Raw genomic sequence first — 15,192 nt, forward strand, 5'->3', positions numbered from 1 at the left:
TCCCTAATTACAACCTCCCTTTTAATGAACTAAAAACCCAAGCGTTTGCTAAAAACCCAACTCCAACAGCGGCAAAACCCCAGCCCGAAACATCGCGGTATCTAAAGGCGCCAAGACCTATTAAAAGTAATCCCATTACTATCATAATTAAAGTTGCCCATCCTAGGATGGTATTCTTATTCATTCCCATAATTGTGGTATATTTAAAAAACAAATATCGTGAATTTTAGCGGCTAATTAAATATATTATAAAGCATTTCTTTTAATAAATCAGAATTTGACATCGCATTTGCACCAACTCCTTTACTTTTTACGTCAATATCTCGCAACGAGGCTACTATTTGACTTACTTTTCGCATCGGATAGTTCTTTATGGCTAAATCATACTCTTTTAAGAAAAAGGGATTAACACCCAAAACTGTAGCGACATTTTTGGGATTTCGATCCTTTAAACCATGGTATTTTAATAATTGAATAAAAAAACCAAAAACTAAACTTGTAATTACAACCATTGGATTTTCCTTTGGGTTGTTTGCAAAATTTTCAGCAATTGTATACGCTTTTAATTGATTGCGTTCCCCTATTGCTTTTCGCAATTCAAAAACATTGAAATCTTTACTAAAACCAATGTTTTCCTCAATGTCTTTTGGCGTTATAGAACTGCCTTTTGGTAAAATAATCTGCAGCTTTTCAAGTTCGTTATTGATTTTACTTAAATCTGTTCCTAAAAACTCGACTAGCATAGCCGAAGCTTTAGGCTCAATATTATATTTTTTTCCTGCTAAAACGCGCTTAATCCAGTCACCAACTTGGTTCTCATATAATTTTTTACTCTCATAAACAATTCCTGCTTTCGCTAATAATTTGGTGGCTTTCTTTCGTTTATCCAGTGTTTTATATTTATAACAGATAACCAATACTGTGGAAGGCATGGGGTTTTCGGCATAACTTTCTAATTTATCAATAGTACGACTTAAATCTTGCGCTTCTTTGACAATTACAACTTGACGTTCGGCCATCATAGGATACCGTTTTGCAGTAGATATAATATCTTCTATAGAAACATCTCTACCATATAAAACCGTTTGATTAAATCCTTTTTCTTCTTCCGTGAGGATATTCTTTTCTATATAATCGGAGAGTTTGTCTATATAATACGGTTCTTCCCCCATCAAAAAATAAATTGGCTTGATGTTTCCTGCTTTTATATCATTTACAATTTTTACAACCTCGTCCATGCTTTTTTTGGGTTTAAAGTTTAAGGTTTAAAGTTTGTCGTATCGTGTACAACTTTAAACCTTAAACTTTAAACTAAATAACTATTTTTGCTTTATGCAAAAACTAAATTTTCAACTTTATAACTTTCGGTTCAAAAATAGCGAAAATAAAGTCTCCATTTTTGATGAAGTCAGGAAAAAATTTATCATTCTTACTCCAGAAGAATGGGTTCGACAACATGTGGTACAGTTTTTACTAGAAGAAAAAAAATACCCAAAATCATTAATAAACGTTGAAAAAGTATTAATGGTCAATGGCTTACGAAAAAGATACGATGTGGTTGTTTTTAATACTGATGGTTCTATTTTCATTTTAATTGAATGCAAAGCCCCTGAAATAAAAATAGCACAAGCTACTTTTGACCAAATAGCCCGATATAATATGACAATGAAAGCGGAATATTTGATGGTAACTAATGGATTGAATCATTACTTTTGTCAAATGGATTTTGAAAATGAAAAATATCAGTTTTTAGCTGAATTACCCATGTATAAAGTCCAATAATTAAATCATTTAGATGAAAATAGCTGTTGTCATACTCAATTGGAACGGAGTACAATTATTAGAACAATTTTTACCTTCTGTAGTGAAAAATTCACCCGAAGCAACCGTATACCTAGCAGATAATGCCTCAACGGATGATTCTATTTCATTTGTATTAGCCAATTTCCCTTCTGTAAAAATCATAAAAAATGATAGTAATTTGGGTTTTGCAGGCGGTTACAATGAAGCATTAAAGCATATTGATGCCGAAATTTATGCATTAGTAAACTCAGATATTGAAGTGACTGAAAATTGGTTACAACCCATCATAGAGACTTTCGAAAAAGAACTACAAACAGCCATAATTCAACCTAAAATTTTAGACTACAAGAATAAAGAGAATTTTGAATATGCAGGCGCTGCTGGCGGTTTTATTGATCAATATGGCTATCCTTATTGTCGGGGACGCATCTTTGAGACGATTGAAAAAGACTACGGTCAATACGATGACGAATGTGAAATATTCTGGGCTTCAGGTGCTTGTTTTTTTATTCGTAGTTCCGTTTACCATGAATTAAATGGATTTGACGCTGATTTTTTTGCACATCAAGAAGAAATTGACTTGTGTTGGCGTGCGTTTAATAAGGGATATAAAATGGTCTACAACTACAAATCGGTGGTTTATCACGTGGGAGGAGCTACCTTGCAACAAGGAAATCCGAGGAAAACTTTCTTGAATTTCAGAAATTCATTGTTAATGTTAACAAAAAATTTGCCCAAAGAAAAGTTATATTCTATACTCTTTTACCGTATGCTATTAGATGGATTAGCAGGGATACAATTTATTTTTAAAGGTCAGTTTTCACATTTTACCGCTATTTTAAAAGCTCATTTTTCCTTTTATCGTTTATTTTCAAATACTTACAAAAAAAGAAGCGATTTCCAGTTAAAAAAATACTATACAACACAAAGTATCGTTTACAACTATTATGTAAATGGTGGCAAGGTATTTGTAAGCTAATTTTAACACTATTTTATATATAATATCTAATCATTAAAAACTAACTTTGTAATTGAACCCTAATTAAAAATTTTATGAAAAAAATCGTAATTGCATTATCCGTTCTAGCTCTTTTAACATCTTGTGTGTCTAAGAAGAAATATGCCGATTTAGAAGCTCGTAACAAAGAGACTCAAGATCTATTAAATTCTTGTACCGTTAAATTAAACTCTTGCCTAGAAGAAAAAGCAGGTTTAACAGCTACGGTTGCTGGTTTAAAAGATCACAATCAAACTTTGATCAATACGTCTAAGGACATGACGATTTTGACTACTAAAGGAGCTGAAAATATTGAAAAAGCTTTAGAGTCAATTAAAGAAAAAGATTTAAAAATTAGTAGAATGCAAGATGCATTAACTAAAAAAGACAGTGTTACACTAGCTGTTGTTACTAGTTTAAAAAGTGCCGTTGGAATTTCTGATCCAGACATCGAAATAAATGTTGAAAAAGGGGTTGTATTCATTTCAATTGCTGATAAATTATTATTTAAATCAGGAAGCTACGAAGTTACTGATAAAGCAAAAGGAGTTTTAGCTAAAGTAGCTAAAGTAGTAAATGACAAACCAGATTTCGAATGTATGGTTGAAGGACATACTGATAGCGTTCCTTACATTGGAAACGGTATTTTACTTGACAACTGGGATTTAAGTGTGAAACGTTCTACTTCAATAATCCGTGTATTGACAAACCAATTGGGTGTTAAACCAGAACAATTAATTGCAGCAGGTAGAAGTTCTTACGTACCATTAGTTGCTAATGATACTGCAGAAAACAGAGCTCGTAACAGAAGAACTCGTATTGTAGTTTTACCTAAAATTGATCAGTTCTACGAAATGATTGAAAAAGAAATGAAAAAACAACAATAGTTTTATAAAAAATTCTTTTAAAACATAGACAAAGCGCCTTGAAATATCAAGGCGCTTTTTTATGGAATTTATTTTTGTATGTTTAAAATAGAAAAAGTATGAAAAATAGAAAAAGCAGGTCGTTAGACCTGCCTTAATGTATCCTTAACCTTTTTTAATAACCAATTAAATATAATTAAGAATAACATGCTTATACTTAGTAAATCTTCATCATTCTTATACAAATGTAAATATTAATTCAACACAATTCGTTTTTTTGCAGTTTTATTTAATTTTTTTATAAAATTTACAAACTCCCTTTTCCTTCTCTAATTATAACGGGCTCATCACCAGATAAATCAGATTTCTCCATTTAAACACAGTCAAAAATTTATTTTAAAATACCTGTATTGTATATTTCATTTTCGGGAACATAAACATAATTTAAAGGTAGCATATCTCCCACTTTTTCTTCTGAAAGTTTCCCCGAAAAAACAATGTTTTCTATTTTAGAATTATTACCATCTGGATAAACATAAAAAACATCCGTTTCAAAAATAATTCCTGAATGCTCATTTTTATTAAATATTAGATCATAAGATGCGACCTCATTTATGTTCTCCTTTTTATATTCCTTTGCCAGCACTTCTACTTTTACAAAATCTTTTTCCCTTTCAATTTTAAAGCAGTTCTTAGGGTCAAGAACATTCTTATTGTGAATAATTAAAAATTGCTCTTTATCCCAAATATTATTAGCCAAATTTAAAAAAAAATGAACTTGAGAACCTTCGTACGCTTTTTTTCGAAGTGCTAGAATTTCATTCGAATTATCAATTTCTTCAAACCGGCTTAATCCACTATAATAGCTTTCAACTAAATCCTCTTTGGTTACACTTAATTTACTAAAAGTGGCTTCAAAATTGGTTAATTCGTAATCTATTTTATATCCTAAGGAAGGGTTTGAAATTAGTAATGGCTTATCTGAGAATGCCTTTAAAACAAAATTTACTTTGTCATATCTGAAATAAATATCATCTTCATTTTGTATTTTTAATAGTTTACTATTATGTGTTTGCCCTAAAAAACAGTCTCTAAATATTTGTAATTTTTGCTTTCTAGTAAATTGATCTTTCCTTTTTACAACTACTCCTTTTAGAGAATTTAACGAAGGAGTCAAAGTAATAGTTAGCTCTTTTGTAACATCAAGTCCTTAAAGATATTCAGTTTGATACCCCATAAAGCTTATTACTAAAATACTATTTGTTTTAGGTTCATAATGCAAATCAAAATTTCCGTTCTCATCTGATATAGTAGCTATTGTAGTGCCATCGATATAAATATTCACACCCGACAATGGTACTTTTGCTTTATTGAGTACTTTTCCTCTAATACTATTTTGAGAAAAACAATTTAAAGCGACTGTCAAAAAAAACAAAACCATTACATTTTTCATAAATTGAATTGATTAAAAACTAATTATTACAATCTAATTTAGACCATTATTCTTAACAATTTCAATTATTTTGTACTATTTTTTTTATAAAATATCCAAACTCCCTTTTCCTTCTCTAATTATAACAGGCTCATCACCAGACAAGTCAATAATTGTTGACCCTACGTTATCTCCATAACCACCATCAATTACCATATCTACTAGGTTTTGCCATTTCTCAAAAATTAGCTCCGGGTCAGTAGTATATTCAATTACATCATCATCATCATGAATGGATGTAGAAACAATAGGATTTCCTAATTGACGAACAATCTCAAGTGCAATCGAATTATCAGGAACACGAATACCCACTGTTGTTTTCTTCTTGAATTCTTTAGGTAAGTTATTATTACCTGGTAAAATAAAAGTATAGGGACCTGGCAAAGCTCTTTTTAAAAGCTTAAAAGTCGAAGTCTCAATTTGCCTTACATAATCAGAAATATTGCTTAAGTCATGACAAATAAATGAAAAATTAGCTTTGTCTAATTTAATTCCTTTAATCTTCGCAATGCGTTCTAGTGCTTTTGTATTGGTAATATCACATCCCAACCCATACACAGTATCTGTAGGATAAATTACCAATCCGCCATCCTTTAAAACCTTCACTACTTTGGCAATAGCAGATTCGTTAGGGTTATCAGGGTATATTTTTATAAATTGAGCCATTTTTTTAGTTTAAAGTTTCTGGTTTAAAGTTTCAGGTTTAAACAACTTTAAACCTGAAACTTTAAACTTTTTTTATCCAATAATATCCAACTTTGCAAAACGCAATAATAATTTCTTAATTCCACCTACCTCAAACTTAATTTCGGCTTTTTTATCAGCTCCCACTCCTTCAATGTTCACAACTTGCCCTCTACCAAAACGCTCGTGCATGACCAAATTTCCTTGAACTAATTTATTATCAAATAAATTAGCACCACCTGTGGGAACATTTCCAGAAACAGGTTTTAATTTACGAACATTTATCTCTGGTTTGGATACACTACTATTAGTATAATTAGCTGGTGGAGTTCCATTCGACGGCTTAGCCAAACGCATTTTTGATTTATCTACATCTCCAAAAATATCCTTATCAATCATAGATTTGTAACGATAATTACTTTCTGCAGGTGTAAGATACTCTAAATATTGTGAATTTATTTCCTCAATAAATCGTGAAGGCTCACTATCCGTTAATTTTCCCCAGCGGTAACGAGACTGCGCATACGTAAGATACGCTTGATGCTCCGCCCTTGTTAAGGCTACGTAAAATAAACGTCGTTCTTCCTCCAGCTCACTTCTAGTACTCATACTCATCGCACTTGGAAATAAATCTTCTTCCATTCCTACCACAAATACATGCGGGAACTCCAAACCTTTGGCTAGGTGAATCGTCATCAACGCTACCCGATCTTCATCACTCGTATCTTTATCTAAATCCGTAGCCAAGGCCACATCTTCCATAAACTCTGATAAAGCGCCACGTGCACCATCAATCTCTTTTTGACCCTCGGTAAAATCTTTAATACCGTTTAATAATTCTTCTATATTCTGGATTTTAGCCATTCCTTCCGGCGTAGCATCTTTTTTTAATTCTTGTACTAATCCGGTTTTCTTAGAGACATGATCGGTAATATAAAAAGCATCTTGATTTTCATTAATCACTTGAAAACTTTGAATCATAGTGACAAAATCACTCAGTCGTTGTTTTGTACCTGAATTTAATTTCAAATCAATTTTATCAATATTTTGCATGACTTCAAAAATCGAACGCTTGTAATGATTGGCCGCAACAGTCAATTTTTCGACAGTAGTATCACCAATCCCTCTTGCTGGATAATTGATTACTCGCATCAATGCTTCTTCGTCTTTTGGATTAATCACCAAACGTAAATAACACAAAACATCTTTAATTTCTTTCCTTTGATAAAAAGACAAGCCGCCATAAATTCGGTATGGAATATCTCTTTTTCTCAACGCATCTTCCATAGCACGTGATTGTGCATTGGTACGATATAAAATAGCAAATTGACCATTATTCATCTGGTTTTGCATCTTTTGTTCAAAAATGGTACTCGCTACAAAACGCCCTTCTTCGGCATCGGTCATAGAACGATGTACTTTGATCTTTGGACCAAAATCATTGGCTGTCCAAACTATTTTATCCAGTTTGGTTTTATTATTGTCTATAATCGTGTTTGCCGCTTCAACAATATTTTTTGTCGAACGATAATTTTGTTCTAATTTGAATGTTTTTACTCCTTCATAATCTTTCTGAAAATTCAAGATGTTATTGATATTTGCCCCACGAAAAGCATAAATACTTTGTGCATCATCACCAACTACACATATATTTTGGAATTTATCCGATAATGCTCTTACAATCAAATACTGAGAATGATTCGTATCTTGGTACTCATCCACCATGATATAACGAAAACGGTTTTGATATTTGGCCAATACTTCAGGAAAACGGGTTAATAATTCATTGGTTTTCAACAACAAATCATCAAAATCCATCGCTCCCGACTTGAAACATTTTTCTACATACTTTTGGTACAACTCCCCCATCCTTGGTTTCTTGGCCATAGCATCAGCCTCCATCAAATCAGGATCGTTGAAGTAGGCTTTGACAGTTATTAAACTATTTTTAAAGTTCGAAATTCGGCCTAAAACCTGTTTTGGTTTATAGATATCTCTATCTAGCTGCATTTCTTTTATAATACCTGATATACATCGCAATGAATCTTGAGAATCATAAATAGTAAAATTTGAAGGATAACCTAATTTATCAGCTTCAGAGCGCAGAATTCGAGCAAAAACCGAGTGAAATGTTCCCATCCAAAGATTTTTAGCTTCACCAGAACCTACAATATCCGAGATCCGTTTTTTCATTTCACGTGCCGCTTTATTGGTAAATGTCAGCGACAAAATATTAAATGAATCAACACCTTGACTCATTAAATAGGCAATTCTTATCGTCAAAACACGTGTTTTACCAGAACCAGCACCAGCAATAATAATCATTGGGCCTTCTTTTTGTAAAACAGGTTCGCGTTGTGCTTCGTTAAGTTGGGAAATGTATTTTTGCATGAAAATTTTCTATTTATGCAAAAATAAGAATTTAAGATTTAATACTGTTGCAAGTACTACAATTTTAAAGGACTAAAGTAAAGTACTTGAAAAATGACATTTGAGAAAAGAACTCCATTTATTTTTTCCAAAAAACATCATAGGCAAAACGAATTAAAGTACCAACCACAACCACTAAAAAGAAAATACGAATGAAGCCATTTCCTTTATTGATTGCTAGTTTTGCACCTAACCAGCCTCCAAAGGCATTGCAGGCAGCCATTGGCAAAGCGATTGCCCAAATGATTTTTCCTTTTAAAGCAAACAGACAAATCGAACCAAAATTAGTTGCTAAATTGACCATTTTAGCATTTGCGGAAGCATGAAGAAAATCAAAACCCATTAATGCAATAAAAGCGACTACAAGAAAACTACCCGTTCCAGGACCTATAAAACCATCATAGAAACCAACGATAAAACTAATCAGCATTGCATTAAGAATTTGAGTTCTTTCAGAAATATTTTTTTCGACTAATTGCCCGAAATTTTTCTTAGCATACGTATAAATTGCTAATAATGACAATATAAAAAGCAATAATGGTTTCATAAAATCATTACTCATATATGTCAATAATGTGGAACCCAAAAAAGCCGAAGGTAAAGCCAATCCCATCATTATCAGCAATAACTTCCAGTTCATAGTTACCTTTTTTAAATATTGATAAGCCGCAAAAGAGGTTCCACTAAAAGCAGGTATTTTTAAGGTTCCAATAACAGTTGAAACCGGTAAATTTGGCAATAATATTAATCCTGCTGGCGTTTGAATCAAGCCACCGCCACCCACAATTGCATCAATAAACCCAGCAGCAAATGCAGCTACACAAAGTAAAATAATAATGTATGTTTCCATTTAGTAGCAGTAGTTATAGGTAAGACAATCGTACTTTCGTTTTTAATATTTTTTGTAAAAATACTACTACCTTGGATTTATTACACCATAATTGAAGGGTAATTATAATCAAAAAGTATATTTTTGCGTATCATAAAATACTAATAATGGATTCGACTACAATCACTGAAATAATTGCTTTTACACTTCCTTCACTTATTACTGGAGCGGTGGCTTACTATTTGTTTGATGCGCACTTCAAAGACCAACAAAACACCAGACGATGGTTATTGCAAAAAGACAATCAATCAGCATCATTACCAATTCGTTTGCAAGCTTATGAACGTATGACTTTGTTTATGGAACGCATCAATCCATCACAGTTAATGGTTCGTATCAATCCAATTTCTGAAGATAAAAATGAATACAGAAATTTTGTAATTGCCCAAATTGAACAAGAGTTTGAACACAATTTAGCACAACAAATTTATATTTCTAATGAAGGTTGGTCTGTCATAGTAACCGCCAAAAATGCGACTATCCAAATGATTCGCTTGGCAGCACAACATGAAAAAGTAACAAATGCCGATAGTTTACGTGAATTAGTAATCTCAGATTTATTACAAAAAGCTTCTCCAAGTAGTACTGCATTAGCTTATCTTAGAAATGAAGTGAGTCAGTTATGGTAAAAAGTTAATTTTCTTTGTTGGTTCCATTCCGTTCCTTAGCGGTTTCGTATCCTTGTTTCCACCATTTTTCCATTTGAATTTTATTGAATACCAGTGCATTACTTGTTAACTGTGTGGGTGTATAATATAAATTGAGTTTTACATTTTCATTAATTGCAGTTAATTTCCCGATAGTAATATCGTTTTTTTGAACTTGTTCGAGTAATGTTCCGAAAAGATTTACTAATAATGAAAATGGGTTTTTCCCAGTGAATTTGGGTGAAATATGAACTTCTGTCTCCAGAATAATGGCATCTATTTCAGTTGCTCCACGATTAATAGCTTCTCGAATAGGTACCAAACTAGTAAAACCTCCATCACCATATTCGCTATTGTTTTTAATAACAAGACTCATAAAAGGAATATAATTACAAGAAATCCAAATCCAATCACAAAAATCATCATAATCAAAATCAGAAAGCGCTTTATACTCTACTTTATTACTACTTAAATTCGTAACGGTAACAACAACAATTTTATTTCCGCTTTTTAATTGATAAAAATCCTCTTTTGTAATCGTTTTTTTTATCAATTTTTTTAAGTTAAAACTTTCTCCAAATGTATTTGAACCTCTTAGAAAATTAATTAAAACATTAAAATGGTTTATTTTTATAATATCAACGCCATTTTTATTTTTTATTTTAAATGGGCATCTGTTAAATATATTCTCCTCCGTAACTGATGTATATACCTTTTTTATTGCATCAATTTTATCTAAAGCCAAATGAGTAACCAGCAAACTTCCGGTAGATGTTCCAATAAAAATGTCATATTTATTTTTTTCTTTATCCAATAAATACTCAGCAACACCACCTGCGAATGCGCCTTTACTTCCTCCTCCTGAAATTACTAATGCTCTCATAGGAAACTGTTTTATATTTTACTCTATTAACAACCTGTTCAACTGAAAATACTCGCTTTCATTTAAACTTGGTAAAACCTTTTCAAATGAAGCTCTCATTTTTGGGTTTTTAAGTAGTAATCGAATATTATCTCTTCCAAATTTAGAAAATTGCCACATATGATGTGTTGTTGAATTGATTAAATTTTTTAATACATCATCATCATTTAATAATTGAAAAGCAATCAGTTTTTCCAATGCATTTTGCCTTGTAATGGCTTCATAATTGGTAGAAGAATAATTGATTAATTCCTCAATTAAAGCCTTTTTATCGACTGAATAATCTGGAGTTGACAAAGCCAATGACAACCATAATGTTCTTAAATTATAGTCATTAAAACCAATCCAATCCTTTGATAAATCTAAATATTTAATACGATATTCAGGGAAGGAATTCCATAAATAATACAATGCAATTTCTTGAGTCTGATAGGATTTATCATTTAATAGTGTTTCATATTCTTCTCTAAATTCTTCAGGAATTTTAGGCAATGAAACAGCAACTTCTTGTCGAACTTGAACATTATTTGTAGCTAAAGCCATTTCCAATAATCCTTTTTTATTTTCAAAAATTTCATTTTTCAATTGGTTGACAATTGCTGCTTTTACCGTATAATAGGCATCTGATTGAAGTGTTTTAGCAAAGAATTCTATTTTATCTGCCAATACATTTTTCTTTACTTTTTCGACTTCAAACAACAACTGAACTGTTTTGTTTTTTAACAGTAACTCATTAGCTTCTTTAGTGTTAAAAACAGTTGATTCTAGCCATACTTTACTAAATTTAGTTGTGTCGAAATGTGAAAATTTATGAATTTGATCAAAGAAATTTTCGGTTGTTACCGTCTTATATCTATAGGTATTTAAATAACTGCAAACTGCTTTTTTGAAGGCTTTATCCCCAACAGATTCATGCAAAACAAAAAGTGCCCAAGCTCCTTTTTGATAAAAACTCAAAGAACTTGCTTTGGCATTCAAAACCGGAATCGTATCTGTTCTGGACGCATATTTTATTTGTTGGGCTGATTCATATAATTTGGAATAGAAATAATCGTCGCCATATATTTTTCGTTCCGCTAATAACGCATAATAAGTCGCAAATCCTTCCTGTAACCAATGATGCTTTCCACTTTCGGCAGTTATCAAATCTCCGAACCATTGATGTGCTAGTTCATGTGCATTGACATTGGTATAGGAACGATCTGAAAAACCGATAGAATCTACTACATACCTGCTGGAAAACAAAGTAGCCGATGTATTCTCCATACCTGCATACAAGAAATCTCGAACAGGAATTTGCCTGTATATTCTCCAAGGGTACTTCACTCCTATTTCATTTTCTAAAAAATCAAATAGTTCCTTCGAATAAGGATAAGTTGGTTCCCACTTAGATTTGTCTTTGGACTCAAAATACAAATCTAAAGGGATTCCTGAATTGGAATATAGGGTTTGCTTTTCAAATTTACCTATAGCCATCATTAGCAAATAGGAACTCATTGGTTTTTGCATGTTGAATCTCCAATAGGTCATTGAATCGTTATTGATTTTACTGGTCAAAACTCCGTTAGCGACTACTTGATATTTAGAATCCACAACCACTTCCAGATTAAAAATAACTTTCTCGCTTACATCATCAAAACTTGGAAACCAATTACTGGTGTATCTTCCTTGCCCTTGTGTCCAAATTTGCACATTATCTTTTTCTTCTGAACCTATAAAATACAACGCCTGCTTTGGCTTAGCTGTATAATTAAAACTAATGTTATTTTTTCCTTTTTTGAAATCGGAAATCAATACAATTTGTTTTTTGGTATTAATAAATTGGATTCCTTTTTGATTTAATTCTACTTCATAAAATTCCATATTTTGTGCATCAATTTTAATGGTATCAATAGGTTTTAAAACCTCAAACCAGTAACTGACTGCACCTGAAACTGATTTTTCAATAGGATTAACCGTAATTTGACCTTGAACTATTTTAAAGTCAACGGATTTAGTTTGTTGTGCAAAAGCAAATGTGGATATAAATAATAAAAGGTATTTCATTTTAAAAAATTAATGCATCTATCTTTCAAAGTTACGAAGGTTTCTCGAACTAATAGAACTAATTTTGTAAGTTTACTACCTGAAAAAACAATACAATCTCATTGAAAAAGAAAGCCCTATTTAACTGGAGCAGCGGTAAAGATTCTGCTTTGGCCTTATACAAAATACTGCAAGATCCTAATTTTGAAATTAGTTGCTTGCTCACTAGTGTTAATCAACAATTCCAACGTATCTCGATGCATGGTGTTCGAGTGGAATTACTACAACAACAAGCAAGTAGCATGGGATTACCATTAGAAATAATGCAAATTCCCGAAATGCCAACTATGGAAGTGTACGAAAAGGTAATGCAGGAAACATTGGAGAAATTGAAAAGTCAAGGAGTAACCCATTCTGTTTTTGGAGACATATTTCTAGAAGATTTGCGTAAATACCGGGAAGATAAATTAGCCGAAATAGGCTTTAAAGGTGCTTTTCCGCTATGGAAAGTCCCAACACAAGATTTGATTCAAGAATTCATCCATTTAGGTTTTAAAACGATTGTAGTTTGCGTGAACGAACGCTATTTAGATAAAAGCTTTGTAGGTCGGGTAATTGACCAAGATTTCATCAATGATTTGCCTGAAAATGTGGATGTATGTGGTGAAAATGGAGAATTTCATACTTTTACTTTTGATGGTCCCTTATTTAGTAAACCTATTGATTTTGAAATTGGTGAAATTGTGTACCGTAAATATGAAAGACCCGAAAAAGAAGAGTCCTCTGACACAGCCTGCGATACAAGTGCACCAGATGCATTTGATTTTGGTTTTTGGTACTGTGATTTACTCAGCAAATAATAAAACAAAAAGCTCCGAAATTATCATTTCGGAGCTTTTTATATTCTAAAAATAAAATATCAATCTAGATTAGGCAGTGATAAGGTATCAAAAACACTTTTCTCTTTCATTAATGCTTCAATTTCTGAAGATTTTCTAGGCGCTTCAGCCGATAATATTACAGGACCATTTGTTGTAATTAAAATATCATCTTCAATACGAACTGCAATTCCCCACCATTTTTTATCACAGTTACTACCAACAGGGATATAAATTCCTGGCTCAACTGTAAGAACCATATCTTCCTCAAAATTATTATACAATCCTGGATCATGAACATCTAAACCAATATGATGCGAAGTACCATGTGGAAAATATTTTCTGGAATCTCCTTCTGTTTTTATAATTCCTAATTTTACTAAACCTTGACTTATAATTTTACGAGCTGCACCATCTGGAGCACTAATACTATTTCCAATCACAGCTGTAGCAATACCCGCTTCTTGTGCATCATAAACCAAGTCGTATATCACTCTTTGCTCAGGAGAGAATTTACCATTTGCTGGAATAGTTCGCGTTACATCGGCACTGTAGCCGTGATACTCCGCTCCTAAATCCATTAAAATTAACTCGTTTTCCACTTTTGTTTTGCTGTTTTCAATATAATGCAACACACATCCATTGTTTCCAGCACCCACGATAGAAGGATATCCTTCAAACTCACTTCCGTATTTTTTATAGACAAACTCATGAAGTCCCTGAATCTCAGTTTCTGACATTCCAGGATGCATGGCTTTCATAACTTCACGCTGTCCCATAGCTGAAATACGCACTGCCTTCGTAAGTAAAACCATTTCTTCCTTGGTTTTTTTCTCTCGCAAACTAGCCATATACGTTTTAATAGATTCTGTATCTAAAACAGCCTTTTTAGTGGTTATATTTTTCTTTAAGCCCAATTCTGTTTGTAATTTAGAATCTGTTTGTGGTACAGTCTTCACATCATATCCAACCTGACTTTTAAATGCCGCAACCAACTTGTATAAATCGGCCTCTTCTTTTTTTGAATTTCTATAGTCATCATTAAATTCCTTGAATTGCACTGTCGAAAAACTAGCATAGTCAATCCCTGAATTCAAAAAATCTTTTCCATTAAAAGCTACATCAAACCCCAGTTCTTTTTTGGCTCCATCGGTGCCCAAACGAATACCTGTCCACTGCTCTGCTTTTGGATTTTTTTCCTGCACATATAACATTTCGTTGTAGGTTTTACCCTCTTTATTGGTCTGATCATTCGAAAAAATTACTAAAACTGAATTGGGTTCTTTATATCCCGTTAAGTAATAAAAATCAGGATCTTGATGGTACACATAATCAACATCATTAGCGCGGTTGCGAACTGGATTTCCAAAAAAAACCGCCACACTATTATTGGGCATTTTAGCACGTAGTGCTACTCTTCGTTCTTTATGAAATTGTGATGATAGATAATCTGTGGGAGTTCCTGTTTGTGCAAATGCAAATGAGGCAAAAAACAAACTGATAATAACGGATAGTTTTAAAGACATAATTTTTATAATATAAAATGAGCTTAAAGAAAC

15 protein-coding genes are annotated in these 15,192 nt (G+C 32.3%); 5 read left to right on the forward strand and 10 right to left on the reverse strand.

Annotated features, from left to right (window positions below; translation table 11 throughout):
• Positions 1-7: 7 nt before the first annotated feature.
• Positions 8-190: a CAL67264 family membrane protein gene (locus AB3G39_RS10890; protein WP_367752879.1), complete on the reverse strand. Its 183-nt coding sequence runs from the start codon at positions 188-190 to the stop codon at positions 8-10.
• 43 nt (positions 191-233) lie between these two features.
• Complete coding sequence (holA, locus tag AB3G39_RS10895; RefSeq protein ID WP_369765143.1) at positions 234-1,238, reverse strand: DNA polymerase III subunit delta; 1,005 nt, start codon at positions 1,236-1,238, stop codon at positions 234-236.
• A gap of 94 nt (positions 1,239-1,332) precedes the next feature.
• Between holA and AB3G39_RS10900 the strand changes: the two genes are divergently transcribed.
• The 3 genes from AB3G39_RS10900 (at position 1,333) to AB3G39_RS10910 (ending at position 3,687) form a co-directional block, all read left to right on the forward strand.
• Positions 1,333-1,782, forward strand: a complete 450-nt coding sequence (locus AB3G39_RS10900) for a type I restriction enzyme HsdR N-terminal domain-containing protein (RefSeq protein WP_369765144.1) — start codon at positions 1,333-1,335, stop codon at positions 1,780-1,782.
• Between the two features lie 13 nt (positions 1,783-1,795).
• On the forward strand, positions 1,796-2,782 hold the full coding sequence (locus AB3G39_RS10905) for a glycosyltransferase family 2 protein (RefSeq protein ID WP_369765145.1): 987 nt from the start codon (positions 1,796-1,798) through the stop codon (positions 2,780-2,782).
• Positions 2,783-2,856: 74 nt separating this feature from the next.
• Positions 2,857-3,687: a flagellar motor protein MotB gene (locus AB3G39_RS10910; RefSeq protein WP_367769660.1), complete on the forward strand. Its 831-nt coding sequence runs from the start codon at positions 2,857-2,859 to the stop codon at positions 3,685-3,687.
• A gap of 370 nt (positions 3,688-4,057) precedes the next feature.
• Here AB3G39_RS10910 and AB3G39_RS10915 read toward each other — a convergent pair whose 3' ends face one another.
• The 5 genes from AB3G39_RS10915 to AB3G39_RS10935 all read right to left on the reverse strand — a co-directional run bounded on the left by AB3G39_RS10915 (position 4,058) and on the right by AB3G39_RS10935 (position 9,122).
• Positions 4,058-4,843 (reverse strand): hypothetical protein, encoded by a 786-nt coding sequence (locus AB3G39_RS10915; protein WP_369765146.1) that lies wholly within the window; start codon positions 4,841-4,843, stop codon positions 4,058-4,060.
• 33 nt (positions 4,844-4,876) lie between these two features.
• Positions 4,877-5,119, reverse strand: coding sequence for a carboxypeptidase-like regulatory domain-containing protein (locus AB3G39_RS10920; RefSeq protein ID WP_367769655.1), 243 nt, complete (start codon positions 5,117-5,119; stop codon positions 4,877-4,879).
• 84 nt (positions 5,120-5,203) lie between these two features.
• Positions 5,204-5,824, reverse strand: a complete 621-nt coding sequence (locus tag AB3G39_RS10925; protein ID WP_369765147.1) for an L-threonylcarbamoyladenylate synthase — start codon at positions 5,822-5,824, stop codon at positions 5,204-5,206.
• A gap of 72 nt (positions 5,825-5,896) precedes the next feature.
• Positions 5,897-8,233: an ATP-dependent helicase gene (locus AB3G39_RS10930; RefSeq protein ID WP_369753726.1), complete on the reverse strand. Its 2,337-nt coding sequence runs from the start codon at positions 8,231-8,233 to the stop codon at positions 5,897-5,899.
• A 118-nt stretch (positions 8,234-8,351) separates the two neighbouring features.
• A complete protein-coding gene (locus tag AB3G39_RS10935) occupies positions 8,352-9,122 on the reverse strand; it encodes a sulfite exporter TauE/SafE family protein (protein WP_367769646.1) in 771 nt (256 codons plus the stop codon).
• A 146-nt stretch (positions 9,123-9,268) separates the two neighbouring features.
• On the opposite strand from AB3G39_RS10935, the gene AB3G39_RS10940 reads away from it, so the two are divergent.
• A complete protein-coding gene (locus AB3G39_RS10940) occupies positions 9,269-9,790 on the forward strand; it encodes a hypothetical protein (protein ID WP_367769644.1) in 522 nt (173 codons plus the stop codon).
• 4 nt (positions 9,791-9,794) lie between these two features.
• On the opposite strand, the gene AB3G39_RS10945 is transcribed toward AB3G39_RS10940, so the two are convergent.
• Positions 9,795-10,691, reverse strand: coding sequence for a patatin family protein (locus AB3G39_RS10945; RefSeq protein WP_369765148.1), 897 nt, complete (start codon positions 10,689-10,691; stop codon positions 9,795-9,797).
• Between the two features lie 18 nt (positions 10,692-10,709).
• Positions 10,710-12,776, reverse strand: a complete 2,067-nt coding sequence (locus AB3G39_RS10950; protein ID WP_369765149.1) for a M1 family metallopeptidase — start codon at positions 12,774-12,776, stop codon at positions 10,710-10,712.
• Positions 12,777-12,877: 101 nt separating this feature from the next.
• Between AB3G39_RS10950 and AB3G39_RS10955 the strand changes: the two genes are divergently transcribed.
• A complete protein-coding gene (locus AB3G39_RS10955; protein ID WP_369765150.1) occupies positions 12,878-13,615 on the forward strand; it encodes a diphthine--ammonia ligase in 738 nt (245 codons plus the stop codon).
• Positions 13,616-13,674: 59 nt separating this feature from the next.
• Here AB3G39_RS10955 and AB3G39_RS10960 read toward each other — a convergent pair whose 3' ends face one another.
• The gene (locus tag AB3G39_RS10960) at positions 13,675-15,159 is read right to left on the reverse strand and encodes an aminopeptidase P N-terminal domain-containing protein (protein ID WP_369765151.1); all 1,485 of its coding nucleotides are present in this window, start codon (positions 15,157-15,159) and stop codon (positions 13,675-13,677) included.
• Positions 15,160-15,192: the final 33 nt, after the last annotated feature.

The sequence above is a fragment of the Flavobacterium sp. WC2416 genome (assembly GCF_041200095.1).
Lineage (GTDB): Bacteria > Bacteroidota > Bacteroidia > Flavobacteriales > Flavobacteriaceae > Flavobacterium.